Source organism: Sphingomonas sandaracina, assembly GCF_036663695.1.
In the GTDB taxonomy this organism is placed as follows: Bacteria; Pseudomonadota; Alphaproteobacteria; order Sphingomonadales; family Sphingomonadaceae; genus Sphingomonas.
Window position 1 is genome coordinate 343,601 of the sequence record NZ_JAXOJK010000003.1, and the last position, 24,396, is coordinate 367,996.

Here is a 24,396-nt window from a genome sequence, read left to right on the forward strand (position 1 = left end):
ACTCCGACTGGCAAATGTCGCCACGTCGCGTTAGGGCCCAACCGCACCACTTTTAAGGGAGGCAGCCATGAGCGAACTCGAGCTTCCCGAGGTCGAAACCGAAACCCAGCCCGAAAATCAACTCGATCGCGACGATCATCTGCGCCCGGAATTCGTCCGCGCGGTGCTCGATGCGGTCGAGAATGGCGACGACGAGGGCGCGCGTGCGCTGGTCGAGCCGCTGCATCCCGCAGACATCGCCGATCTGTTCGAGCTTACCCCTCAGGAGGATCGCGCGGCCCTGGCGCGTGCGGTCACCGACCTGCTGGGCGGAGACGTGTTCGCCGAGATGAACGATTACGTCCGCGAGGACCTGATCGACGCGCTCGAGCCGCACCAGGTCGCCGATCTCGCGTCCGAGCTCGATACCGACGATGCGGTCGCGATCATCGAGGACATGGACGAGGACGAGCAGCGTGCGGTGCTGCGCGCGCTCGATCCGGACGACCGGGCGGCGATCGAAGAGGCGCTGAGCTATGCCGAGGAGTCCGCCGGTCGCCTGATGCAGCGCGAGCTGATCGCGGTACCCGAGCATTGGACGGTCGGCGACGCGATCGATTATTTGCGCGGCCACGAGGAGCTGACCACCGATTTCTGGGAGATCTTCGTCGTCGACCCTGCGCACAAGCCGATCGGCACGTGCCAGCTTTCGTGGATGCTGCGCACGCCGCGCGGGATCGCGATCGCCGACGTGATGAAGCGCGAGCAGACGCTGATCCCGGTCGACATGGACCAGGAGGAAGTCGCGCTGCGCTTCCAGAAATACGCGCTGATCTCGGCTGCGGTGGTCGATCATGGCGGACGGCTGGTCGGCATGATCACGGTCGACGATATCGTCCACATCATCTCCGAAGAGGCGGGCGAGGATACGCTGCGGCTCGCAGGTGCAGGTGACGGCGACATCAACGAGCCGATCCGGCTGACGGTGCGGACGCGGTTCACGTGGCTGGTGGTCAACCTTGGCACCGCGATGGTCGCGTCTTCGGTCGTCGGCTTGTTCCAGGGGACGATCGCGAGTTTCGCGCTGCTCGCGGTGCTGATGCCGATCGTCTCGGGAATGGGCGGCAATGCCGGAACGCAGACGCTGGCGGTGGTGGTGCGTGCGCTCGCGACCAACCAGCTGACGAGTTCTAATACCAAGCGTATGATCGGCCGCGAGTTCCGGATCGCGGCGGCGAACGGCGTGATGCTGGGGGCGCTGATCGGGCTCGGTACGTATGTGATTTTTCACAACCAGAATCTGTCGATCGTGATCGCGGCGGCGATGCTGACGAACAACATCGTCGCAGGGCTCAGCGGCGTGCTGGTGCCGGTGACGCTCGACAAGTTCCGGATCGATCCGGCGGTATCGTCGGCGGTGTTCGTGACGACGATGACCGACACTATGGGGTTCTTCTCGTTCCTCGGGCTGGCGAGTCTGTGGGGGCTGCACGGTTGATCGGCCGGTTGACTGCCCGGTTGACTGGCGACGATTAGCGCCCATTTCCAACGCCATGCCGCTCCACCTCACTAAAGTCGCGTTCGGCGCGGAAAGCGTCGACCATCTCGCCGAGCGGCTCCGGCTGCGCGGTGAGGAGGGGCCGGTGTTCCTCACCACGCGCTATCTGCCGAAGCGGCATGAGGAGGTCGCGGGCCCCGTTGGTGAGGGGGGCTCGATGTTCTGGATCCTGAAGCACCAGCTGATCGCGCGCTCACCCATTCTCGGATTCGGCGAGGCCGAAGAGGGTCGCGTTGCGATCCACATCGACCCGAAGCTGGTACTGGTCCAGGCCCGCCCCAAGCGCGCGCACCAGGGGTGGCGATATCTTGAGGGAGCGGACGCACCGCTCGATCTGGGCGGTGATGCGACGGGGTTGGACGTGATGCCGCCGGCACTGATGACCAAGCTGGCCGAGCTCGCCCTGATCTAGCGACGCGGCTCACCGGCGTTCAGGGTGGGGAGCCGGCCTTGCCACACGTAACCGGGCCACCCGCAGCAGCATCGACACGGCATTTCGCGTTGCCGGTGATCGTCACGCTGCCAAGCCCGCTGTTCGTCACCTGTGCCGTGTACCGCGCCGCCGCCTTGATCTCGCCGACACCGTCGAGATGCACGGTCAGGTCGTTGACCGCCAACCCGGTCGCATCGATCGCGCCCGGCCCGCTGGCGATCAGGCGCGCGCGGGCGGCGCGGCCGCCGAGCGTCATCTGGCCCGTGCCGATCATCGTCGCGTTCAACTGATCGGTGTCCGCCGCTGCGAGCGCCAGGCTGCCATTGCCGCTGACCGTCACGTCGACCTTCATCCCGCGCATCGCAGCGATCGTCAGCCTCCCGCCGGCAGCGACGCTTGCGGCGACGAGACCCGGCGTCGAAAGCGTCACGACGGTCGGCCCGCTGGCCCCGCTCCCGCCACGTGGCTGTTCGCCCCAGCCACCGGTGCCCTTGCGCACCGACATCGTCGTGCCGTCGATGCGGACGGCTACGCCTTCGGCTGCCTGAGGATCGCCGGTGATCGTCGCGCGCGGCGAGCCGGTCGTCACGCGCACCTCGAACGGCCCCTCGACCCGGAGCCGATCGAAGCTGCCGACCGAGACCGTTCGGCTCACGACCGGCGCTGGCGCGGCAAACGCCGGCGAGCACAGGAGGACGAGCGGGGCGGCCATATATCTCACGTCGCTATCGTCGCCGCTTCCGTGCCCGCCTGCAAGTCAGTTGCCGCAGCGCACGCGCCCCGAGCCCATCTTCGACGTCGTGCACCGCGCATTCGGGCCGAGATCGACATCGCCCGAGCCCAACACGTTGACCGTGGCCGGTCCGTCGACGATCGCGTGGATCTTGCCCGAGCCCGAAATTTCAATTTTGGCAGACCGCGCCTGCAGCCTCGGCGCATCGACCTCGCCCGAGCCGGCAATGGCGATGTTGAGCATGTTCGCCGTACCCGCGGCGCGCACGTTGCCCGATCCGGCGATCGAGAATGAAACATCCTCGACCCGGATCGCGGCGATATTCAGGTTGCCGGAGCCTGGGATGCCGCCCGCGAACCTGGCACCCTCGATGTGGTCAACCGTGATGTCGCCCGAGCCCGAGACCGTCGCGTCGGTCAGCCGTGGCAGCGTGACGTACACCTTCACCTTACCACCCTTGTTCCAGCCGAAGCTCGCTCCGTTCTTGCGGCCGATGTTGAGCGTTTCGCCGCTGCGCTCGATCGTCAGTCGGTCGAGCTGGTCCGATGGCCCTTCCGCCCGGACCGAAAAACCGGTGCCGACGCGCACATCGATATCGTCCGAACCCTGCAGGTCGATGCCGTCGAACCCGGCGACCTGGTAGGTTCGGGTCGTTCCCGATCCTGCCGCCGCAGCCCTAGAGCCCGAGTTAGCGCTCGCGCCGGTGTCGTTGCCGTTCCAGCTGAACGAGCAGGCCGCGAGAGGAATGATCAGTCCGAGCGCAAGAAAGTTCATCGCATCCTCCTGTGTGTTGCTGATGCAATACGCCATACCACGACATCTGCAAACAGGATTTCAACGAAAAAGGGCGGCCCCGCAGGACCGCCCTTTCGTAGTCGGATCGGATGCCGCGGCAGTTATGCCGGCACCTTATCCTTGTTGTAGATCGCGGCCGCGGCGCGGAGGATATCGAGGATCTTCTCCTGCGCCTTGGGCTCGTCGAGCTCTTCCATCGCGGCCAGTTCGCGCGCGAGGCGGCTGGTCGCGCCTTCGAAGATCTGGCGCTCGGAATAGCTCTGCTCGGGCTGGTCGTCGGCGCGGAACAGATCGCGGACCACTTCGGCGATCGACACCAGGTCGCCCGAATTGATCTTCGCCTCATATTCCTGCGCACGGCGCGACCACATGGTGCGCTTGACCTTGGGCTTGCCCTTGAGCGTGTCCATTGCCTCGCGCATCGTCTTGTCGGACGACAGCTTGCGCATGCCGACGCTTTCGGCCTTGTTGGTCGGTACGCGGAGCGTCATGCGCTCCTTCTCGAACCGGAGGACGTAGAGTTCGAGGGTCATGCCGGCGATTTCCGAGCGTTGCAGCTCGATCACACGGCCGACACCGTGCTTTGGGTAAACGACGAAATCACCGACATCGAAGGACAGTGCCTTGGCAGCCATTTGGGGCCTTTCCGGATCAAGCCTCCACGCGACGCCTCGACGAAGGACTCGTCGCAGCTGCATCGGGGAGGGATAGGTCTAACTCACGCCAGGCGCACGACATCCGTCATCGCGCCCGTCGCGGACCCAATAGCAGCTTTGCAACAAAATTACCAGCCGCACATAGGCCGCACATGGCAGCCGGCTTGTCCTATTAAGGATTACTCGCCGTCCGTCAGTCGCCCGCGCCGGGTTCCGGCGAGAAATACTTGTCGAACTTGCCCTCGACGCCCTTCATGGCGTCGGCGTCGGGCGGCGTCTGGTTGTCGTTACGCGTGACGTTGGGCCATTGCGCAGAGAAGGTCGTGTTCAGCTCGAGCCACTGCTCCAGCCCGCTTTCGGTGTCGGGCAGGATCGCTTCGGCGGGGCATTCCGGCTCGCACACGCCGCAATCGATGCACTCGCTGGGGTTGATCACCAGCATGTTCTCGCCCTCGTAGAAGCAATCCACCGGGCACACTTCCACGCAGTCCATGTACTTGCAGCGGATGCAGGCGTCGGTGACGACGTAGGTCATTGCAGAACTCCTGGGCCGGATTCCTTTCCGGCGACGAACGCGCCAGCGACTATGCGCGCCTGCCCCTCGCGTCAATCATAGCAAGTCTTCTGCGAGACGTTATCAGGCTTTGCCGTTCCGATCCCACACTGCCTAACCCACTGCGTCATCCTGACGAAAGTCAGGATCCAGGATACCAAGGACGGCGTCTCGTGGCTCTGGATCCTGACTTTCGTCAGGATGACGGCGGTCGCTGTTGCTGCGTCATCCGCTGCGACAATCGCTCGTGTCGAGCACTTCGGTCACTCCGAAGCAGGATCGCGGACGGTATCGGCCGGCGTCTTCCCGGCAATCAAATCCTGATAGCATCCCTGCGCTTCCGGGGCCGGACCGCGTCTCTCCGGCAACGCCTCGATGCGGATGACGCGAACCTGATCGGACACCGCAAACGTCAGCACGTTGCCGATCCGCACCGGGCAATGCGCACGATCGATCGGCCGGCCGTCGATGCGCAGATGCCCCTTCTCCGCGATCGCCTGCGCCGCGCTCCGCGTCTTGGCGAGCCGCACGAACCACAGGAACCGGTCGATCCGCATCGCGCCTTCAACCATGGCGAACCAGTGCGGCAAGCCCGGCAAAGGCGTTCTGCCGCGAGGGATCGATCGGGGCGGGTGTCACGGCACGCGCAGGCGGGCGGCCCCGCCAGACCCAGCGCGCGGTGTCCCCCGCCAGCGCCTTGAAGCCCAGTTCGGCCATCAGTCGCTCCAGCGATGCGGGGTCGACCCCGATCGAGGTGGCCAGCGCCGGGTCGGGCGCGAACGGCGTGCGACCCTGCCGCGAATCGTGCGCGGCGCGAGCGATGCGCTCGATCAGGTCGATCCGGACCGCCTGGAGCCCGAGCGGACGGAACCCCGCCGCCAACACTGCGCCCTCGCTGCCCCGCGCGAGCACGGTCGCGCCATCGCGCGGGGCGGTGATCGTCACCCCGCGAGCCGCTGCGAGGATGCGCCGCCACCGTGCCGATTCGGGCTTGAGCAACCGCGCATCGAACACGTCGAGCGCACCGATCGTAATGCCGATCTTGCGCAGCCGTTTGCGCTCGTCGGGATCTATCGCATCGAGCGCGAGCCGCATCGGCAACCGTGGCAGGATCCCGCCGGCCTCCTCGATCGCGCTGGCGACCGCGCGCAACGCTGGCGTCGCGTTCACGTCGCGGCTCAGCTCGGCGAGATGGACCAGCACGGCGATCCGCCGTTTCAGCATCGCCGCAAGCCACAGCGACAATCGCGTCTCGATCCTGTCGCGTGCGGGCTTGTCGAGACAATCGAGCGACCGGTCGAGGATCAGCTTCGGCCGTGCGAACGACGGCCCTGCGCCAAGCTTGGCGACCGGATGCCCCGCCCAGACGATCTGTGCCGCATCGTCGAGCGCGATATCGGCGTCGGGCGCATCGACCAGCGATTGCCCGCGGCGCGCGCGTTCGCCCGTCAGGCGTTTTTCGGCGGCGGCGAGCAGCAGGCGCTTGTCGCTCGCCCGCGCGTCCGCCGCGACCGTGAAGCGGAACCCGTCGAGGCGACCGATCGGGTGATCCTCGACCATCACCTCGCCCTCGGGCCCGATTACCACGGGCAGTGCGCTGGCATCTGCACCGATCTGGCGCATCAGCGCGGTCGTGCGCTTGTCGACGAAGCGCTGCGTCAGGCTGGCGTGCAGCGCGTCCGACAGGCGTTCCTCAAGCGCGGCGGTCCGCGCCGCCCACAGCGTCGGTTCGGCGAGCCAGTCGGCGCGCTGCGCGATATACGCCCAGATCCGCGCCGCCGCGATCCGCCCGGCGATCACGGGCACATCGCCCGCCACCGTATCGAGCCGCGCGATCTCGTCGGCGAACCACTGGTGCGGGATATGCCCGCGCCCCTCGCTCAGATGCCCGAACAGACGCGAGACGAAGCGCGCATGCGGGTCGAGGCCGACTTTGCGGAAATCGGGCACGCCGCATGCCGCCCACAGCCGCGCGACCATCGCCGGATGCCGCGCCCGCTCGCGCACCCAGCCTTCCTCCGCCAGCCGCTTCAACACGCCCAGGTCGAGCGCTTGCGGCGCCGCGCGCAAGACACCCGCGGGTGGACGCGCCTCGAGGCTCGCGACCAGCGCATCGATGCTGGCGAAATCGGGCTCGCCCTGACGCCAGTACAGGTTTTCGAGGCGGGGAAACCGGTGCTCCTCGATCGCCAGCACTTCCTCGGGCAGGAACGCGCCGGGACCGTCGTCGGACAGCGCACCGAACGTGCCGTCGCGCTGGTGTCGTCCCGCGCGCCCCGCGATCTGCGCCATCTCCGCCACCGTCAGGCGCCGTTGCCGCTTGCCGTCGAACTTGTTGAGGCTGGCGAACGCGACATGCGCGACGTCCATGTTGAGCCCCATGCCAATCGCGTCGGTGGCGACTAGATAATCGACCTCGCCCGCCTGGAACATCGCGACCTGCGCGTTGCGGGTACGCGGCGACAGCGCGCCCATCACCACCGCCGCGCCGCCGCGCAAACGCCTGAGCATCTCGGCGACCGCGTAGACTTCCTCCGCCGAGAAGGCGACGATCGCCGAGCGCTTGGGCAGCCGGCTGATCTTCTTCGCGCCTGCGTACGTCAGCGTCGAGAAGCGAGGCCGGTTGACGATTTCCGCCTTGGGAACGAGCGCCTTGATCATCGGCCGGAGTGCCTCGGACCCGAGGATCATCGTTTCCTCGCGCCCCCGCGCCCGCATCAGCCGATCGGTGAAGACATGTCCGCGTTCGGGATCGGCGCCGAGCTGCGCCTCGTCGATACCGACAAAGGCGACGTCGCGGTCCGGCATCGATTCCGCGGTACAGAGGAACCAGCGCGCATCGGCGGGAACGATCTTTTCCTCGCCGGTGACCAGCGCGACGCGGTTGGCGCCCTTGATCGCCACGACCCGGTCATAGACCTCCCGGGCCAGCAATCGCAGCGGGAAGCCGATCATGCCGCTGGAATGCGCGCACATCCGCTCGATCGCGAGGTGCGTCTTGCCGGTGTTGGTCGGGCCGAGAACCGCCGTGACCACGTCGTTCGCGCCGTCGTTCATGCCACCAACATCGGGGGTAAAGCATGCGTGCGCAATGACCTGGGACGAGTTTCGTCGGCATTGGCGATCTGCCGCCGCACGCGCACACCCGACCGCAACTCGGCAGGTGCGAACAGGCCGGTTAATTTGACTTTAGCGGATTGCGATCACAACCAGCAGCGGCGCCGGGCGATCAGCATCAGCGGGCGGCATCATCGGGCGGGACCGGCGTGTATTTTCGTAACGATCAGGGCTTCGAATTGGCGAGCGCGACGGCAGGCTCCGGTTTCGGCCGCGCGCCGGCGACGCCGCTCGGCCAGCCGACTCGCGCCGATCCGTTGCGCGACCGGGCGACGCGAATCGACTGGGTGCCCGATCTCGGCGCGCGGATCGGGAGCCTCGACTGGTGGCGCGGCCTCGCGACCTGCACCGCGCTGTGTGCCGCGACCTGGATGCTGTCGCCGGGCGTGAGGCCGCTGTTCGGCGCGGTACCTGCGCCGCTCGCCGGTGCCGAATGGGAGGAGACCCGCGCACAGGGTATCTCACCGCTGGCACAAGGCGCGACGACGGGGCGGCGAATGGCATCGAACGATCTCGTCGCGCCGCTCGGCGAAGTGCCCGAACGACCCAGCATCGATCTTGCCACGACGCTCGGCGAGGGAGACAGCTTCGACCGTGCGCTGATCCGCGCAGGTGTCGGCCGGGGCGATGCCGAGGCCGCGGCGGCGCTGGTCGCGCGATCGGTCGAACCGAGCACGATTCCCGCCGGAACGCGGATCGCGCTGACGCTTGGCCGGCGCACGGACCGCACCGTCGCGCGGCCGCTGGAAAAGCTCGATTTCCGCGCACGGTTCGATCTGGCGCTGTCGCTTGCGCGCGGTGCGGGTGGGCTGACGATCGACCGCAAGCCGATCGCGGTCGACTCGACGCCGCTGCGTATCCAGGGACTCGTCGGCTCCAGCCTCTACCGTTCTGCCCGCGCGGCGGGGGTGCCGGCCAAGGCGGTCGAGTCCTTCATCAAGGCGATCTCGACCCGGCTGTCCATCGGCCGCGACGTTACCGCCGGCGACAGCTTCGACCTGATCGTCCAGCGTGAGCGTGCCGCGACCGGCGAAACGCGGATCGGCGATCTCCTGTTCGCCGGTATCGACCAGGGCCGCCGCAAAGTGCAGCTCGTCCGGTTCGGACCCGGCGAGGCTAACGCCGACAACGATTCCAACGTCGACGGCGACTCGAGCCGCGGCGGCTGGTTCGATGCGAACGGCCAGACCGAGCGGCGCGCCGTGTCGGGCATGCCGGTGATCGGGCGGATCACCTCGAGCTTCGGGCTCAGGCGGCACCCGCTGCTGGGCTTCACGCGGATGCACAAGGGGCTCGATATCGGCGCCCCTTACGGCGCGCCGATCCATGCGATGACCGACGGCATCGTCGCGTTCGCCGGACGAACCGGCGGCTATGGCAATTTCGTCAAACTGGTCCACGGCGGCGGGATGGCGAGCGGCTACGGCCATATGAGCCGGATCGTGGTGTCGTCGGGTACTCGGGTCCGGCAGGGTCAGGTGATCGGCTATGTCGGATCGACCGGCATGTCGACCGGACCGCATCTGCACTGGGAAGTGTGGAAGAACGGCGCCGCGATCAATCCGCGTTCCGTGTCCTTCGCAAGCGCCGCGCAACTCTCGGGCGCGCAGCTGCGTGCGTTCAAGGCGAAGGTCGCCCAACTACTCGCGGTGCGGGTCGGAGGCTGAAACATCGCTGCTTCGCCGGCCGATTTCCTGCCGCGAAGTCCCTGCTGGAAATTGCCCTTGGGACCTGGCCGATCTAGCGGCGGGTCAGGGCGGTCTGGTTTGCCCGCTCTATCCACCGCGACACGATCAGGTGCGGTACCGCGACGGCGCCAAGCAACTGGAACGCCTGCGCGGTGATGTCGGGCGTGAAGGCTGCCGGCAGGCTCAGCGTGCACACCAGCCAGCCGGCGATCGCCGCGGCGGACATCGCCGCGCCGGTCGCCAGCCACCGCACGATCGACATATCCGGCAGGCGCAACCGGGCATCGGCCAGATGGCGCGGCGAATGCAGGAAGACGAAGAACAGCGCGAACCCGAGAACGGGGGGCGCGATCATCAGCATCGCGATCGCGACCGCCATCGCCGCGGCCCATTCGCGCGCACCGTCACGCCATGCGACGGCGATGCCGACGCCCGTGACGAGCAGCGCGACGGGTGCAACGGCGATCATGGCGCGAGCGATGCCCAGCCCTCCGGCGCCGTCGGCCATCGCCGCGAACAATCCTCCGACCGCGGCCGGATGGCCGATCGCGGGTGCGGCGATGATGGCGGTACCCGCCGCCATCTTCAGCACCGGTTCGTCAAGCATCGTCCAGTCTTCGCCGAAATGGATCGCGGCGGCGATAAGGAACAGGATCAGGGCGATCAGCGGCAAGGTCGACCACAGCACCAGCATCGCGGCTGCGACCCCGACATAGCCGGCCACTGCAAGTGCAAGCTGGCGTCGTCCCACGGTGGATGTCCGCGCCAGCAACGCGATGTCGTAGGCGCCGTGCGGCATGCCGCCGCCGATGAACAGGAGCGTGGCGAGCATCGTCGCCGGTCGTCCGGTCAACGGCAGCCCCGCGACGATCGCGATCATCAGGCAGGCCGTGGCAAGCCAGAACACGGGATGCGAAAGTCCGCCGCGCCCGATCGAGGCGCGGCGGATCAACTGCATGCTTTCCGGCATCATGGCGAGGCGGCGGGGATCAGGCGAAGTGCGCGGTGCCGCCACGGGCTTCTGCATGCGACTTGCGGGACGAGATCATGAAGATCAGGATTCCGACGCCGGCCTTCGCAACCAGATCCGCGATCGTGTAGCCAAGCTGGATGACGGTCGTCGCCGAGGCACCGGTGATCCCGGCATATGGCGCCATGTAGACGATCGGATAGAATCCCCACGATGCGAAGGTGAGCAGGCGTGCCTTGCGCACCAGACTCCGCGCCTCGATCGGCTGCTGGTCGATCGAGCTGCCGAGACCACGGAACAGTTCCCAGACGATGTACACGAACGGGATCGACGACAGCGTACCCCACAGCGCGCGGGTGGGAATGTCGGTCGCGATCTCGCCCGGATAGCCCAGGATGATCATCAGCGCGGCGGCCGAACCCAGACGGACCGCCTTTGACGACGTTTCCTCCGCCGACAGCCGCATGACGAGGACGAGTTCGATCAGCAGCAAGGGCACCGTCAGCAGCCAGTCGACATAGCGATAGGCGTCGTTGAAGGCGAAACCGGTCGCCGTCACGAGACCGTCCTTGAGCACATAGGCTTCGTTCCAGCTCTCGAAGATGCGCAGGTAATGATAGGCGGCGATCGCGGTCACGAGGCCCGATATGGTCAGCGCGGTGCGATACGCCGGCGCGACCTGCGACCGGCTCAGCCACAGGAACGCGGTCGCCGCGCCCATCGCCGCGAGCGTGAACGAGAAGGCGTTGTAGACCAGCGAAAACTGGAAAGGGGTCACGACATCCATTGGGGCCTCGATCATATGGGCCGCGCACGCCATGATCGCGCTACGGCGGGGCTGAGGAGGCCAAAGGCCGATACACGGATCGATCTCATGCCACCGACGATGGCGCCACAGCGACGGCGAGACTAACGGAGGGTCAAGCTCATCCCATCAACGAACCGGCGCCCGATGATGGTGCCATCGCTGCGACGACCGCCACCGTCCTACGCCCGCCGCAAAAGGTCGGCGATACGGTACTTGGTCCGTACCCGGTCGTACCGGTCGGTCGTCCGGGCGTCAGAGCCCGGCTTCGACGGCCAGCCGGATCAGGTCCGCCGTCGTCCTCGTACCCAGCCGGGTCATCAGGATCGCGCGATGCATCTTCACCGTCTTTTCGGACAAATCGAGTTCGGCGGCGATCTGCTTGTTGAGAAGGCCGTTGGCGACGAACTTCAGAATCTGACCCTGGCGGACCGAAAGCGACTTCACGAGTTCGGCCGCCCGAATCCGGCGCATGCTCGTCTGCGGCGTCGCTTCCGCGTCGATTTCGACCTGTGATCCAAGGAAATACACGAGTTGGTCGTCATCGTCGTATATCGGCGCGACCAGCACGGCGTTGCGGAATGGCTGTCCGCCGCGCTTGTAGTTGAGGATTTCGACCAGCACCGGCCGATGCTCGCGGACACCGCGGCAGATTTCCTCGGACAACCAGTGTTCGGTGGCCGGGCCGGACAGGAAACGGCAGTTCCGCCCGACCACGTCGCGCGCCGGATAGCCGGTCAGAAGGCAAAAGGCCTGATTGCAGGCGACGATGGGATTGTCGGGCAGGCGCGGATTGCTGATGACCGAGGCGATCGGGCTGTCGGCCACCAGCCGGGCCACCCGATCGTCGGGACGCGGTGGTTCGATCGTGATCGCCATGGCGTCATCTCTCCTGTTTCCACGCCTGTTCCCGCGCCTGTTCGACGTCGAGTCCGCTCTTGATGATCGTCTACCACATGGCATCGGCCCGACGTACGATTAACGCGTCCGATTCGACTGGACAGCGTGCCGGTGCCGCGTGTCGAAACGCCGGTCCTTTATTTTCCCTGCGCCCGCCAACGTTGGATCGTGCGCGAGATGATCTGCTCCTCGCCGCCGACATCGCGCCACAGCTCGGAGAACAGCGGGTCGCCGGACGCAGGTCGTTTCGCGTCCGCCAGATCGTCGAACGAAACCCGGATGGGGATCGTCACGCCTTCGCCGCAGATGATGCATTCGCGGTTGCGCAGCGCAGGGATCGAATCGAGAAAACCGCGCGCGCCCTCGGGCATCGCAGCGCGGACGAACGCCTGATCGCGGTCGTTGTTCAGCCGCATCGCGATGATCGTGCCGCATTGCGACAACACGCCCTCCGCGAGATCGGAGGGACGCTGCGTGATGAGCCCGAGCGACACGCCGTATTTGCGGCCTTCCTTGGCGATCCGGCCGAGAATACGGCCGACTGCGGTGTTGGCGTCCTGGCCGGCGGGGATGTAGCGGTGCGCCTCTTCGCACACGAGCAGGATCGGCCGTTGCGGTTCGTTGCGCGACCAGATCGCGAAATCGAACGTCATCCGTGCCAGCACGGCGACCACCACGGAGGTGATGTCGGACGGTACGCCCGAGACGTCGATGATCGAGATCGGCTTGCCGTCGCCTGGCAACCGGAAGATCCGTCCGAGGAAAGCCGCCATCGTATCCGCCACGAGCAGGCCCGAGAACATGAAGCCATAGCGCGGATCGGCCTTGATCTCGTCGATCTTGGTCTTGAGTCGCAGATAGGGCGCGGTGTCGCCGGCCCGGTCCATCTTGCCCATTTCGAGGGCGATGATGCTGGTCAGGTCGCTGAGTAGATACGGAATCGGCGCGTCGACCGTCAGCTTGGCGATCTCCTGCCCGAGGCGACTTTTCGTCTTCGCCATCAGCAGGCATTTGGCCAGGATGTCCGCGTCGAACTGCCGCGCGGAGCCGCTGCTGGTCAGGAAGACCTCGCAATGCTCCTCGAAGTTCATCAGCCAGTACGGCATCTGCAGGTTCGTGACGTCGTAGATCGCACCGTTGGTCTTGAACGCCGCGGCATATTCGCCGTGCGGATCGATCATCACGACGTGGCCTTGTGGCGCCAGTTCGCAGATCCGGTGCAGGATGAGCGCGGCCCCGGTCGACTTGCCGGTGCCGGTGGAGCCGACGAGCGCGAAATGCTTGCCCAGCATCGCATCGACGTACAGCGCGGCGCGAATATCCTTGGTCGGATAGACCATGCCGACCTCGATGTTCGCGCGGTCGCCTGCGGCATAGATCTGTTTGAGGTCCGCGCTGGTGACGGGGAACACCTCGCATCCGGGCATCGGGTACCGCGTCACGCCGCGGCGGAACGTGTAGAGTTTTCCGGTCAGCCGTTCCTCGTCGCCCTCGCCGAGATAGTCGATCTCCGCGGCGATGCAGGTTCCGGCGGCATCTTCCATCTTGAGCGAACGGATGTTGGCGACGAGCCACGACGCGCCGATCCGCATCTTGATCTGGCTGCCGACCTGCCCCGCCGCCGCAACGACGGGATCGGCGTCGTCGAACAGCGCGACGATCGACGCGCGGTCCAGCAATACCCGACTGCTCGATCCGGCGATCGCGTAGACCACGCCGATCGGCGCGTGGGCCAGTGCTTCACCCAAACCGTCGTTCAACGGCGCACCCATCAAGGGTACGGCCTGCTGAAAGGCGTTCGAGCCCGGCATTTCGGTCATCGTTCGTGGACTCCGCTCAATCGGACCGACGCTATGTCGTCAAAGGCGTAAATATCCGGTGAGGATGGAGAATTTCCTTACAGTTTGCGCGCGATCCACCCCGCGGCCCACCCCAGAAACACCGACAATGCGACGGCAACGAGGCCGTAGACGACCGACGAGCGCTCGGCCGCGCGCGCGACGAAGCGTTCGAATCCCGATTTGCGGATGTCGATGTCGCGCACGGCCGCCGCCAGCACGCGACCGTCGCGAATCAGGAACGTCTCCGCGGTGAAGCGACCGACCGGCACACGCGCGGGAATCGTCACGCGCGCGCGGTACAGCACGTCGTCGGTGATCTCGACCGCGCGCGGTGCCTCGTAATACAGGCCGGCACGGCGCTTGAGATCGACCAAGCCTTTCTGGAACCGGTCCTGCGTATCGGTCGGCGCGCTGGACGCGGGGGACAGTTGCAGGCTGTCGAGGCCGAGTTCGTAGATCGCACGCGTACGGTCGTCGACCAGCCGCCCGATCGGCTTGGACGAGGCGATCGCATAGAAGCTGGGGGCGGAGCGATACCGCAGTCGTGACGCATTGACCCAGATCCCCGCGACCTTTTCCTTTTCGCGCATCAGGATCGACTGGGTCGGGCCTTTCACGACCACGACGATATCGGTGGGATGCTCGCCGCTCGGCAAGCGCCCGCCAGGATACAGGATCGCGCCGAACAGCAGCAGTTCGGCGCCGGTAAAGCTGTAGGCGATCTCGATATTGCGTTGGGACACGTCGGGGACGAGCACGGGCTTGGCCTGTGCCATCATTAGCGGCGCAAGCAGGACGAGCCACGCTGGCTTCAGCGCCCGTGCTGCAAGCCCGTCCTTCACGATAGCGTCACCGAGAAGATTTCTTCGGGCCGCCATACCAGGCCGAGCAGGATACGGACGCCGACCAGCAGCACCATCACCGCCAGCGCGAGGCGGAGATATTCCGGTTTGAACTTCGTCGCGAACCGCGCGCCGATCTGTGCACCGACCACGGAGCCCAGCAGCAACAGCCCGGCGAGCACGATGTCGACGGCCTTGGTCGTCGTAGCGTGGACCATCGTCGCGACCGCGGTCACGAACAACGTCTGGAACAGCGACGTACCGACCACCACCGATGTCGCCATCCCCAGCAGATAGATCATTGCCGGAATAAGGATGAAGCCGCCGCCGATCCCCAGCAGGATCGTCAGGATGCCGGTGCAGAAGCCGAGCAACAGCGGCGCGAGCGGCGATATGTAGAGCCCCGACGCGTAGAAGCGCGTGCGCAGCGGCAGCGCGGCGACCAGCGGATGATGGCGCCGCTTGCGGGCCTTCGGGGGACGTCCGGTCCGCGCACGACCGATCGTGCTGATCGATTCCTTTGCCATCAGCCCACCGATCGAGCCGAGCATGACGACGTAGACGATCGCGATCACGGTATCGATCTGGCCGCTTTGCTGGAGCAGGCGGAACAGCCATGCGCCGAAGAACGAGCCGAGAATACCGCCCGCGACCAGTACGCCGCCCATCTTGGTGTCGACGCCCTTGCGCCGAAAATGCGCGAACACGCCAGAGACGCTGGCGCCGGTCACCTGGCTGGCGGACGATGCGGCCGCGACCGTCGGCGGTATCCCGTAGACGATCAGCAACGGGGTGGTCAGGAAACCGCCGCCAATGCCGAACATGCCCGACAGCAGCCCGACGCCCCCGCCGAGCAGGATGATGACGAGCGCATTGACCGACAGGTTGGCGACGGGAAGATACAGGTCCACGTCTCCGCGTTACACCGGAATCCGATGGCGGGGCTAGGCCGTGTTAGCGGGCCGGGGCGTGTGAGCGGTTAGGCCGTCTTAAAAGTCGCTACCGATCGACAGGGCCGGGCCGGAGCCGGGGCGGGCGGCGCCTGCCACGCGTTCGCGCCAGTCCAGCGTGAGGCGCAGGGATTTGCCCGCGATCGGCATGCCGACGACCAGCGACGGACCGATGTCGAAGCGTTCGGCGGCCCGTTGCGCGCTGCCCCAGGCCCCTATCCCGACATCGATTCGGACACCCGCCATTTGGCCGAGCGGATGCGTGAGCCGCGCGGATGCGTCGACGAACTTGTCCAGACCGTCGCGGGCGATGACGCCGGCCTGGCCATACGCTTCGACGCGAACGCCGGGAGCGATGTCGGCCGGGCCGTAGCCGGCGATGATCCCCAGTGTCGGGCCGCCGCGCCCGCCATCCAGCACGAAGCGTTGTTCGGCGATCAGGCGGATCGGCAGGGCGGTCGGCTGCCATTCGATGCCGAGCGCGGCTTCGCGGCCTTTCCCCTTCAACGGGGCGGCGAGGCGTGCGGCGACTGCAAATCTACGGTGTGCCCCCAGCGCGTAGGTCAGTCGTATGCCACCTTGCGAGGCGCCGAGCTGACCGCCGGACAAGGTACCGGACGGGCCACCACGCACGAGAAACCACGCGCTGCCGTTCAGCCGGTTTGCGGCGCGCACGCGTGCCGGTGGTGCGAACGGGGACGGCAGCGGCAGGGTTCGGCGCTTCGACTCGGTGGGCGTCGGCGCAAGTCGGCGATCGCCGCTCGGTTCGGGAAGGCTGGGCATCGTCGCTGTGATCGGGAGGAGGGGCAGCGGCGACGCAAGGATCGGTTCCGCGATCGGGGTGGCGATAGGCTGGTCGGCCACCTGCCCGTGATCGTTCGGTTTCGCGAACACAGCCGATACCGCGTCGGGTACGAGGATCTTGATCACCGATGGAAGCAGCCCGCCCTCCGGCAGCGCGCCCTCGTCGGAAAGCGCGAGCGCGATCCGGATCATCGTCCATCCGCCCAGCGTCATCGCCAAGAACCGCAGCGGACGACCACCGGTCATCCCGCGGCGGCGATGGATTGCGGCCGATCGGTCGGTAGCGAATCGACGTCGGCCATCAGGTCGGGAAATTCGTGGCGAGTCTTGTCCCACACCGGCGCCGCGCCACGCAGCATGCCGATATAGACGATGACCGCGCGAGGGGCGGCGAGCAACGACACGACATTGCCGACCAGGAAACGCGGCAAGGACCATAAGGCTTCGCGCAGGCCATAGCTTCGCCCGGTGAAGATCATCCGCATCGCGAGCCGCCAGACCAGCAGCACGGCGTTGGCCACGAGCAGGACGAAGGCGATCGGCTGCGGCGCGGGATAGGACATCGCCGGGCCACCCTGCCAATGCAGCAGTATCGCCGCGCCCCATGCGGGGATCGCGAGATAGGCGACCGCGAGAACCACCACGGCGAGCGGTGCCCGGCGGTCGCGCATCCGCATCCAGTGATCGGCGAACGCGCGCGGCGGCGCCCATCCGGTCCGATCCCAGCCGGCGAGCGCGATACCCGTCATCCAGCGCGTCTTCTGGCGGACCGAGGCCTGGATCGTCCCCGGGAAATAGGCCCGGACCGCGACGACGCCGCCGACATCGTCGGTCGCCACGCGCGCGAAGATGCCGCGTGCACCGAGTTCGGCGAGACGCAGGCCAAGCTCATAGTCCTCGGTAAGGCTGGTCGCATCGAACGGTTCGCCGCCGCGCGCCTGGGCGATCATCGCCAGCACGTCGGGAGCGATCGCGCAGCCCGTACCGGCGAGCGGCATGCCGGCGCCGAGCGCGGTGCGCACAACGATCTGCTTGGCATGCGATTCCGCGAACTCGTCGGCATAATGACCTGACACCAGCCGGGCGCCGCGGTTGACCAGCGGCAGGACGGGCAATTGCACCACCTCGTACCGATCGATCAGACTGTCGACGACGCGCAATTCCTGCGCATGGACGACATCCTCGGCGTCATGGAGGACGATCGCCTTCGTCCGGGTGTCCTCGCGCGCGTCGTCGCGGCGCAAGGCCTTCCAGAGCGTATTGAGGCAGTCCGCCTTGGTGGTCGGTCCGTCGCGCGGACCTATGACCAGACGGATGCGCGGATCGCGTTCCGCCACCGCGGCGGCGGCATCGATGGTCGCGGGATCGTTGGGATAAAGACCGACATAGATGCGGTAGTCGTCATGCTCGTACCGGTCGACCGCCGTCGACAGCATGCCGCCGATCACCGCCACTTCGTCCCAGGCGGCAACGAAGACGGCGATTCGGCCGGGAGCACGGGGCGGTTGAAGAGTCGCAAGCGTCAGGCGGGGCAAGCGACCGTAAAGAATGCGCCGAACGATGAAGACGAGGTCGATCAGCAGGTCGTCGATGCCACCAAGCAGCAATCCGACCCCGGCGAACAGCAAGGTCTCGTGCGCGAAAACGTCGACGATCCATACCGACTCGACCAAATCGCACCCCCGGGACGGAGGGTACAGGAGGACGTGTCCGCGTCGGCCCTAACCTGATCGGAATCGAATGTTTGCGACTCGCGCTATTATTCGAACCTTCCCGGGACGCACGCGTTATGCAGCCGATCCCTTTCCCCCCTTTCGGGATCGGCGCCGACCATATCGGGCCGGCCGCGCCGATGCTTAGCACGCGGCGCGGCCAAACTCCGCGCTGCCGGCTGCGGAAAGACCGACCTTACGGCCGGTCGCGGCCGCCACCGCCGGTGTTGCTGCCATTGTTGCCGTTACCACCGCTGCCAGCCGCACCGACCGTGCCGATGTTGCCGAACAGATCCTGGAAGAACCCATGCTCGCGACCCAGCGTCGGCGTCTTCTTGCCGTATGGCTTGATCGAGGCGACCTGATCGAGCCCGCCGCGGCGGATCGCGGTGACGGTGCCCTTCTGGTCGAAGCTGATCTGCAGCGTGATCTGTGCGTTCGGTCGCGGATTGCGGAACGCGAGGTTGCGGCTGTCGCGGGCGAGATAATACCAATCGCCCTGGTCGAACTGCCCGGCGAGCGTCGGCTTGCCCAGCGTCGCGAGTACCGACTGGCGGTTGTCGACGCCGGGCTGGACCGAGTTGACGAGGTCGGTGTCGACGACATAGCCCTGGTGCGAGCGCAACTGGGTGCAGCCCGCACTGGCCAATGCGGCAACCGCAAGCGCTGCGGCGAGACCCGTACGGGCGGAAAACACGCTCATATAAACTCCCAACCGGGGCACGCGAAAACACGTGACGGGTCCCACGCGATTGCATCGGCCGCCGATCGCCTCGATATGCGAGGATGCGCGGGCAAACAAGCCGAAGCGCGGCTTCGAGTTGAGGACGATACATTTTGAGCTGGTTGGGAAGACTGCTCGGCGAGAAGCCCGACGAGGCGCTGCGGCTGTACAACGCGGTCGTCGCCCGCGCTCGCGAGCCGCACTGGTATCTGGACGGCGCGGTGCCGGATACGGTCGACGGCCGGTTCGACATGATCGCCACGTTGCTGGCGGTCGTGATGCTGCGGCTGGAATCGGAGTCGGCTGGCGGAGACCCCGCGGCGCGGCTCGCCGAACGCTTCGTCGACGACATGGACGGGCAGCTGCGCGAGATCGGGATCGGCGACATCATCGTCGGCAAGCATATCGGCAAGATGATGAGCATGCTCGGCGGACGCCTCGGCGCGTACCGCGACGGACTGGCGGCGGGCGATATCGGGCCGGCGCTGGTGCGCAACCTGTACCGCGGCGTGACGCCTGACGACGCGGCGCTCGCGCACGTTCGCAAGTCGGTGATGGCGTTTCATGCCGCGCTGGCTTCTACGCCGATGACGACCTTGCTTGCTGGAGACTTGCCGTGAAGACCGAATTCAGCCGCCCCGAACGCCTCGACACGATCGGCGAGCGCGAGCGGATCGTCGAGATCGTCGCGAACGAGGACGAGTGCGCGGCGTTGGCGAAGCGGTTTGCCCTGCTCTCGATCGCGCGACTCGAGGCGCGCCTCGGGATCAAGCGCACCGACAGCGGCATCGTCGTGAAGGGGCGCGTGACCGGCGCGGCGGTGCAGGCATGCTCGGTGACCGACGAACCGCTCGATACGCGCATCGACGAGCCGGTCGCGCTGCTGTTCGTCGAGCAACTCGTGGCTGAGGGCGACGAGGTCGAACTGTCCGACGACGCGCTCGACACCGTCGCGATCCAGGGCGGTACGATCGATCTTGGCGAGGCTGCGGCGGATACGCTGGCCTTGTCGATCGACCCGTTCCCCCGCGGGCCGAACGCCGCGGCGGCGCTAGCGGCGGCCGGAGTCATCAGCGAGGACGAGTTCCGACCGGCGAACGCGTTTTCGGACCTGAAGGCGAGGATGGCGGGGAAGAGCTGAGCGGCGGCGCTGTGTTAGTACGCGGTAAGGATTAGCTTATCTGGATACACGCTTCGTACGCGTAAGGATCAGCCCGTTAAAATACCCGCCCCACCCCGGCGAAGGCCGGGGCCCAGTTGGAAAGGTGGGAATAACGAAGCGATGCCCTTCGTAGCGCCGTCTCCCAACTGGACCCCGGCCTCCGCCGGGGTGGCGCGCATGTGGGTTGATACGGGCGGCGCGTGTGTGGCGGTGCGGCGTGCGTGGCGGGCGAACCTCCCACTTCCCTTGCTCTCCCGCGAAGGCCAGAGCCCAGTCTGGGTCCCCGCCTTCGCGGGGAAACATCGTTTAGTCGGCGTCGGGGCCTAAAGTCGGATCGAGATCACGGGGGCGGATGAAGCGGGTCAGGCGGGCGGTGCCAGTCGCAACATTCCCCCACTCCCCCTCGAACTGCAGCTCGGCGATGCTCGCCGTCGGGTACTTGTCCTCGACCGCATCGCGCAGCGGATCGGCCCCGTCCGCGACCAGCAGCAGCACGAGATCCTCCAACCCCGGATTGTGCCCGATCAGCAGCGCGCTCTGCGCATTCGCCGGAAAGGCGTGCACCACGTCGAGCAGGGTCGCCGCCGAAGCAAGATACACCCGGCGGTCGAGCGTCGGCGCGATCGCCTGCCCATAGCCCGATTCGATCTGTTCCAGCGTTTCCGCCACGCGCACCGCAGGCGACGCGATCGCATGGTCGAACGCCAGCCCCAACGAACGCATATGATGCCCGACCATCGCGGCCGCGCGTTTGCCCTTGGCGTTGAGCGGGCGGTCGAAATCGCGTGCGACCGGGTCGTCCCAGCCGGACTTGGCGTGGCGCAACAGCGTCAACGTCTTCATGGCAATCCTCAAGCCGGTTCGCGGCTTTCATGCCCCAGCCGCGCTCGCGAGGAAAGCCGGCTTCCGACTCGGGCCACCGCTTCTTCGAGCGTCACGCGGGCGATCGGCACCCCTGGCGGGAACGCGCTGAGCAACCGCGACGGCATTGCGGCGGAGAGCATCACGAACACGCCGGAGTCGTCTGCACGGCGAATCAACCGGCCGAATGCCTGCGCAAGCCTGGCGCGAACGAGCCGATCGTCATACGCCGAACCGCCGCCCGCGAGCCTGCGCGCGGCGTGAAGGACAGAGGGTTTCGCCCAGGGCACGCCTTCCATCACTACCAGCCGCAGGGACTCACCCGGCACGTCGACGCCGTCGCGCAAGGCATCGGTGCCGAGCAGCGAGGCGCCCGGATCGTCGCGAAAGATGTCGACCAAGGTGCCGGTATCGATCGGATCGACATGCTGCGCATGGAGCGGCAGGCCTTCGCGCGCAAGTCGATCGGCGATGCGGCCATGCACGCCGCGCAGCCGCCGGATCGCGGTGAACAGCCCGAGCGTGCCGCCGCGGCTGGCGACGATCAGCTGCGCATAGGCATTGGCGAGCGCACCGATATCGCCGCGCTTCACGTCGGTGACGATCAGGACTTCGGCCTGCCGGGTATAGTCGAACGGACTTTTCGCCTCGAACCGCGCGGCGGGGCGCAGCAGATGCGGGGCGCCGGTGCGCGCCTCGGCCACCTCCCAATCGCCGCCGCCAGTCAGAGTCGCGGACGTCACGAGCGCACCGTGCGCGGGCTTCAGCACGATCTCGGCGAATGGCCGCGTCGGGTCGAGCCAGTGGCGATGCAGCCCGATATCGAACTCGCGTCCCTCGATCCGGTCGACCGCGAGCCAGTCGACGAAATCGCCGTCGACCGGCCCGCCGACGCGCGCGAGCAGCGACAGCCACGATGCCACCGTCTCCGCGCGCCAGCCGATCGATGCGATCGCGCCCTCGACTCGCGCTCGGGCGGGCGCGTCCATCCAGTCGGGTGCTTCAGCGAGGACGGCTTCGAGACGGCGGCCGAGCGTGACGAGCGGGCGGACCAAAGCGTCGAGTGCGGCCGCGGCAGGCGCGGCGGCGTCGATCAGCGTCGCGTCGGGTTCGGCGAGTTCGGTCTCCAGCCCATAACCTGCGTCGCCCGGCTGTTCGGCCCGCGCATAGGTGAGCCCGCGGACGGCCGCGAGCAGCGTCTCGATCGGCCCGAACGGTGCACCCTCGCCAAGCCGTTGCAGCCAGCCATCGCTCGCGAGTGCCCCCGCCGCGGTGACGGCATCCGAGATCGCCCGCGCACCCTGTTCGTCATAGCTCGCGAGATCGGACAGGCGTGCGGCGAGCCCCCGCCGTCGGCCACGACCGCTCGATTCGGGGCCGAGGATCCAGCGGCGCAGTTCGATCGTCTCCGCACCGGTCAGCGCGGTCGCGAACATCGAATCGGCGGCGTCGAAGATGTGATGCCCCTCGTCGAACACGTAGCGCGTCGGCCGGGTCGCGAGCTCGCGGCCCCGTGCCGCGTTGACCATCACCAGCGCGTGGTTGGCGATGACGATGTCGGCGTCGGACGAGGCGCGGGCGGCGCGCTCGATGAAGCATTTCCGATAATGTGGGCAGCCGGCATACACGCACTCGCCGCGCCGGTCGGTCAGCGCGGTCGAGCCATTGCGGCGGAACAGCGTCGGCAGCCAGCCGGGCAGGTCGCCGCCGACCATGTCACCATCCGCGCTATACGCGGCCCAACGCGCGACGAGGTGCGCGAGGATTGCAGCGCGCCCCGCGAACCCGCCTTGCAGCGCGTCCTCCAGGTTCAGCAGGCAGAGATAATTCTCGCGCCCTTTCCGCGTAACGACCTTTGCCTTCCGGATCGCCGCGTCCGGATAGAGCCGCGCGGTTTCCTGGCCGAGCTGGCGTTGCAGCGTCTTGGTATAGGTCGAGATCCACACCGCGCCGCCGGCCTTCTCCGCCCAGAGCGAGGCGGGGGCGAGATAGCCGAGCGTCTTGCCGATCCCGGTACCCGCTTCGGCGAGGACGAGGTTCGGCGTGTCACGCATCGCGCGCGGTGCGAAGGCGGCAGTGGCGGCGCCAGCATAGGCGCGCTGGCCGGGACGCTCCTCGGCGCCGTGTCCGGTGAGGTCGACGAGACGCGCTTCGGCATCGCCAGGCTCGATCGTCACGGTGCGCGGGGCGGGGCGGGGCGCGTGCTCCTCCCATTCGGGGAGCGACGAGAACAGCCAGCGTTCGTTGACCGCGGGTTTCTTCAGCCGCTCTGCAACGACGGGCGCCCAGGGCCAGCGCAAACGGAAAAGTGATTGCGCCGCAGTCCACGCGCCTTCGCGCTCAGGCCAATCACCGTCCGTCAGTGCCAGCATCGCCTCGACCGCGCGGAGCAGAAACGGCGCGACCTCGGCATCCTCGCTCGGCACGTCCAGCCCGGTGACCCGCGCGATCCCCTTCGGCGTCGGCACAGCAAACTGCGCGGGGCGCAAGAACGCGTAGAGTTCGAGCAGGTCGAGCCCCGACAGATCGGGATAGCCAAGCCGCTGCCCGACCAGCGGCGCGTTGAGCATGATGACGGGCGTATCGGCCGCGATCCGGATCGCCTCGCCCCGCCCGATCGGCCGCGCGCCATCCGCATTCGCGATCCAGATGCCGGCGTGGCTGGCGTGGAGGGCGGGATAGCGAAGCACAACGCGACCTTGCTGCAATGAGAACGAAAGGGCAACCTCTCGCTTCCGTGTTCTCCCGCGAAGGCAGGAGCGCAGTCTGGATGCCCGCCTTCGTGGGGGAAACATGCTGTCGTCGGTTTCAGCCTGGAGTGCTGCACCACCTCAGATAGTGCCGACCTCACCTTCACCAGCGCACTCATCCATATCGGCCGTTACGCAACCGGCACGGTTCACGAGCGTTGCGCCTCCATCGCTACATCAATCGCTACATCAACAGGGACGATCATCATGCGGAAGTTTTTCATGGCGCTGAGCGCGCTCTCGCTCGCAATCCCGGCCGCCGCCGTGATCCCCACAGGCAAGGCCGAGGCACGCTCGAAGCGAGAGTATCGCGGCCATGATCGCCGTTACCGCGCGAAGCGTTGCCGCCATTCGAGCGGCACGACCGGCCTCGTTGCAGGCGGCGTCGGCGGCGCGGTGCTCGGCAATGCCGTCGGCGGCGGTCTGCTCGGCACGCTGGCCGGCGGCGCAGCGGGTGCGCTCGGTGGTCGTGCGGTCGACCGGACGATCACTGCGAAGGATCGTTGCCGCTGATAGGCACATGCGGCGGTGGGGGTGACGGATCGGAGTGCGCGCGCTAGTCG

At 67.0% G+C, this 24,396-nt stretch carries 23 protein-coding genes; 6 read left to right on the forward strand and 17 right to left on the reverse strand.

What is annotated here, in order from left to right; translation table 11 throughout:
- Positions 1-67: 67 nt before the first annotated feature.
- The gene (gene mgtE / locus U1707_RS11080; RefSeq protein WP_332800126.1) at positions 68-1,477 is read left to right on the forward strand and encodes a magnesium transporter; all 1,410 of its coding nucleotides are present in this window, start codon (positions 68-70) and stop codon (positions 1,475-1,477) included.
- Between the two features lie 55 nt (positions 1,478-1,532).
- Complete coding sequence (locus U1707_RS11085; RefSeq protein ID WP_332800127.1) at positions 1,533-1,949, forward strand: DUF1489 family protein; 417 nt, start codon at positions 1,533-1,535, stop codon at positions 1,947-1,949.
- Positions 1,950-1,968: 19 nt separating this feature from the next.
- Here U1707_RS11085 and U1707_RS11090 read toward each other — a convergent pair whose 3' ends face one another.
- The 6 genes from U1707_RS11090 to U1707_RS11115 all read right to left on the reverse strand — a co-directional run bounded on the left by U1707_RS11090 (position 1,969) and on the right by U1707_RS11115 (position 7,764).
- The gene (locus U1707_RS11090) at positions 1,969-2,682 is read right to left on the reverse strand and encodes a GIN domain-containing protein (RefSeq protein WP_332800128.1); all 714 of its coding nucleotides are present in this window, start codon (positions 2,680-2,682) and stop codon (positions 1,969-1,971) included.
- A gap of 45 nt (positions 2,683-2,727) precedes the next feature.
- A complete protein-coding gene (locus tag U1707_RS11095) occupies positions 2,728-3,477 on the reverse strand; it encodes a head GIN domain-containing protein (protein WP_332800129.1) in 750 nt (249 codons plus the stop codon).
- A gap of 122 nt (positions 3,478-3,599) precedes the next feature.
- Positions 3,600-4,133, reverse strand: coding sequence for a CarD family transcriptional regulator (locus tag U1707_RS11100; RefSeq protein WP_056053923.1), 534 nt, complete (start codon positions 4,131-4,133; stop codon positions 3,600-3,602).
- Between the two features lie 214 nt (positions 4,134-4,347).
- On the reverse strand, positions 4,348-4,689 hold the full coding sequence (gene fdxA, locus U1707_RS11105; RefSeq protein WP_031393648.1) for a ferredoxin FdxA: 342 nt from the start codon (positions 4,687-4,689) through the stop codon (positions 4,348-4,350).
- A gap of 281 nt (positions 4,690-4,970) precedes the next feature.
- Positions 4,971-5,279 carry an RNA-binding S4 domain-containing protein gene (locus U1707_RS11110; protein ID WP_332800130.1) on the reverse strand — a complete coding sequence of 103 codons (309 nt, stop codon included), beginning with the start codon at positions 5,277-5,279 and terminating at the stop codon, positions 4,971-4,973.
- A complete protein-coding gene (locus U1707_RS11115; protein ID WP_332800131.1) occupies positions 5,272-7,764 on the reverse strand; it encodes a helicase-related protein in 2,493 nt (830 codons plus the stop codon). Before U1707_RS11115 ends, U1707_RS11110 begins: the two co-directional genes overlap by 8 nt.
- Before the next feature lie 209 nt (positions 7,765-7,973).
- Here U1707_RS11115 and U1707_RS11120 point away from each other — a divergent pair, with 209 nt between their 5' ends.
- Positions 7,974-9,491 carry a peptidoglycan DD-metalloendopeptidase family protein gene (locus U1707_RS11120; RefSeq protein WP_332800132.1) on the forward strand — a complete coding sequence of 506 codons (1,518 nt, stop codon included), beginning with the start codon at positions 7,974-7,976 and terminating at the stop codon, positions 9,489-9,491.
- A gap of 73 nt (positions 9,492-9,564) precedes the next feature.
- Here U1707_RS11120 and U1707_RS11125 read toward each other — a convergent pair whose 3' ends face one another.
- The 9 genes from U1707_RS11125 to U1707_RS11165 form a co-directional block, all read right to left on the reverse strand.
- On the reverse strand, positions 9,565-10,539 hold the full coding sequence (locus U1707_RS11125; protein ID WP_332800133.1) for a Brp/Blh family beta-carotene 15,15'-dioxygenase: 975 nt from the start codon (positions 10,537-10,539) through the stop codon (positions 9,565-9,567).
- Positions 10,502-11,269 (reverse strand): bacteriorhodopsin-like, encoded by a 768-nt coding sequence (locus tag U1707_RS11130; protein WP_332800134.1) that lies wholly within the window; start codon positions 11,267-11,269, stop codon positions 10,502-10,504. Before U1707_RS11130 ends, U1707_RS11125 begins: the two co-directional genes overlap by 38 nt.
- A 273-nt stretch (positions 11,270-11,542) precedes the next feature.
- Positions 11,543-12,166, reverse strand: coding sequence for a LuxR C-terminal-related transcriptional regulator (locus tag U1707_RS11135; protein WP_332800135.1), 624 nt, complete (start codon positions 12,164-12,166; stop codon positions 11,543-11,545).
- Positions 12,167-12,324: 158 nt separating this feature from the next.
- On the reverse strand, positions 12,325-14,007 hold the full coding sequence (locus U1707_RS11140) for an ATP-binding protein (RefSeq protein WP_443025686.1): 1,683 nt from the start codon (positions 14,005-14,007) through the stop codon (positions 12,325-12,327).
- A 77-nt stretch (positions 14,008-14,084) separates the two neighbouring features.
- Positions 14,085-14,804 (reverse strand): TIGR02186 family protein, encoded by a 720-nt coding sequence (locus tag U1707_RS11145; RefSeq protein ID WP_056054789.1) that lies wholly within the window; start codon positions 14,802-14,804, stop codon positions 14,085-14,087.
- 62 nt (positions 14,805-14,866) lie between these two features.
- The gene (locus U1707_RS11150) at positions 14,867-15,781 is read right to left on the reverse strand and encodes a sulfite exporter TauE/SafE family protein (protein ID WP_332800136.1); all 915 of its coding nucleotides are present in this window, start codon (positions 15,779-15,781) and stop codon (positions 14,867-14,869) included.
- 78 nt (positions 15,782-15,859) lie between these two features.
- Entirely contained in the window at positions 15,860-16,870 is a 1,011-nt protein-coding gene (locus U1707_RS11155; protein WP_332800137.1) for a hypothetical protein, read from the reverse strand.
- Positions 16,867-18,297 (reverse strand): glycosyl transferase family protein, encoded by a 1,431-nt coding sequence (locus U1707_RS11160; protein WP_332800138.1) that lies wholly within the window; start codon positions 18,295-18,297, stop codon positions 16,867-16,869. The genes U1707_RS11155 and U1707_RS11160 overlap by 4 nt, the downstream gene beginning before the upstream one ends.
- 235 nt (positions 18,298-18,532) lie before the next feature.
- Positions 18,533-19,039, reverse strand: a complete 507-nt coding sequence (locus tag U1707_RS11165; protein ID WP_332800139.1) for an outer membrane protein assembly factor BamE — start codon at positions 19,037-19,039, stop codon at positions 18,533-18,535.
- 134 nt (positions 19,040-19,173) lie between these two features.
- Between U1707_RS11165 and U1707_RS11170 the strand changes: the two genes are divergently transcribed.
- Positions 19,174-19,680, forward strand: a complete 507-nt coding sequence (locus tag U1707_RS11170; RefSeq protein WP_332800140.1) for a ubiquinol-cytochrome C chaperone family protein — start codon at positions 19,174-19,176, stop codon at positions 19,678-19,680.
- A complete protein-coding gene (locus U1707_RS11175; RefSeq protein WP_332800141.1) occupies positions 19,677-20,201 on the forward strand; it encodes a YceD family protein in 525 nt (174 codons plus the stop codon). Before U1707_RS11170 ends, U1707_RS11175 begins: the two co-directional genes overlap by 4 nt.
- 327 nt (positions 20,202-20,528) lie before the next feature.
- Here the strand turns inward: U1707_RS11175 and U1707_RS11180 are convergent, their stop codons facing one another.
- Positions 20,529-21,065: a SixA phosphatase family protein gene (locus U1707_RS11180; protein ID WP_332800142.1), complete on the reverse strand. Its 537-nt coding sequence runs from the start codon at positions 21,063-21,065 to the stop codon at positions 20,529-20,531.
- 8 nt (positions 21,066-21,073) lie between these two features.
- The gene (locus U1707_RS11185; RefSeq protein ID WP_332800143.1) at positions 21,074-23,773 is read right to left on the reverse strand and encodes an ATP-dependent DNA helicase; all 2,700 of its coding nucleotides are present in this window, start codon (positions 23,771-23,773) and stop codon (positions 21,074-21,076) included.
- A 267-nt stretch (positions 23,774-24,040) separates the two neighbouring features.
- Here U1707_RS11185 and U1707_RS11190 point away from each other — a divergent pair, with 267 nt between their 5' ends.
- On the forward strand, positions 24,041-24,346 hold the full coding sequence (locus U1707_RS11190; protein ID WP_332800144.1) for a hypothetical protein: 306 nt from the start codon (positions 24,041-24,043) through the stop codon (positions 24,344-24,346).
- Positions 24,347-24,396 lie beyond the last annotated feature (50 nt).

Excerpts from the sequence above, each read along its gene's own strand:
- mgtE (WP_332800126.1), top strand. The coding sequence starts at position 68 with ATGAGCGAACTCGAGCTTCCCGAGGTCGAAACCGAAACCCAGCCCGAA.
- U1707_RS11085 (WP_332800127.1), top strand. The coding sequence starts at position 1,533 with ATGCCGCTCCACCTCACTAAAGTCGCGTTCGGCGCGGAAAGCGTCGAC.
- U1707_RS11090 (WP_332800128.1), bottom strand. The coding sequence starts at position 2,682 with ATGGCCGCCCCGCTCGTCCTCCTGTGCTCGCCGGCGTTTGCCGCGCCA.
- U1707_RS11095 (WP_332800129.1), bottom strand. The coding sequence starts at position 3,477 with ATGAACTTTCTTGCGCTCGGACTGATCATTCCTCTCGCGGCCTGCTCG.
- U1707_RS11100 (WP_056053923.1), bottom strand. The coding sequence starts at position 4,133 with ATGGCTGCCAAGGCACTGTCCTTCGATGTCGGTGATTTCGTCGTTTAC.
- fdxA (WP_031393648.1), bottom strand. The coding sequence starts at position 4,689 with ATGACCTACGTCGTCACCGACGCCTGCATCCGCTGCAAGTACATGGAC.
- U1707_RS11110 (WP_332800130.1), bottom strand. The coding sequence starts at position 5,279 with ATGGTTGAAGGCGCGATGCGGATCGACCGGTTCCTGTGGTTCGTGCGG.
- U1707_RS11115 (WP_332800131.1), bottom strand. The coding sequence starts at position 7,764 with ATGAACGACGGCGCGAACGACGTGGTCACGGCGGTTCTCGGCCCGACC.
- U1707_RS11125 (WP_332800133.1), bottom strand. The coding sequence starts at position 10,539 with ATGCAGAAGCCCGTGGCGGCACCGCGCACTTCGCCTGATCCCCGCCGC.
- U1707_RS11130 (WP_332800134.1), bottom strand. The coding sequence starts at position 11,269 with ATGGATGTCGTGACCCCTTTCCAGTTTTCGCTGGTCTACAACGCCTTC.
- U1707_RS11135 (WP_332800135.1), bottom strand. The coding sequence starts at position 12,166 with ATGGCGATCACGATCGAACCACCGCGTCCCGACGATCGGGTGGCCCGG.
- U1707_RS11140 (WP_443025686.1), bottom strand. The coding sequence starts at position 14,007 with ATGACCGAAATGCCGGGCTCGAACGCCTTTCAGCAGGCCGTACCCTTG.
- U1707_RS11145 (WP_056054789.1), bottom strand. The coding sequence starts at position 14,804 with ATGGCACAGGCCAAGCCCGTGCTCGTCCCCGACGTGTCCCAACGCAAT.
- U1707_RS11155 (WP_332800137.1), bottom strand. The coding sequence starts at position 16,870 with ATGACCGGTGGTCGTCCGCTGCGGTTCTTGGCGATGACGCTGGGCGGA.
- U1707_RS11165 (WP_332800139.1), bottom strand. The coding sequence starts at position 19,039 with ATGAGCGTGTTTTCCGCCCGTACGGGTCTCGCCGCAGCGCTTGCGGTT.
- U1707_RS11180 (WP_332800142.1), bottom strand. The coding sequence starts at position 21,065 with ATGAAGACGTTGACGCTGTTGCGCCACGCCAAGTCCGGCTGGGACGAC.
- U1707_RS11190 (WP_332800144.1), top strand. The coding sequence starts at position 24,041 with ATGCGGAAGTTTTTCATGGCGCTGAGCGCGCTCTCGCTCGCAATCCCG.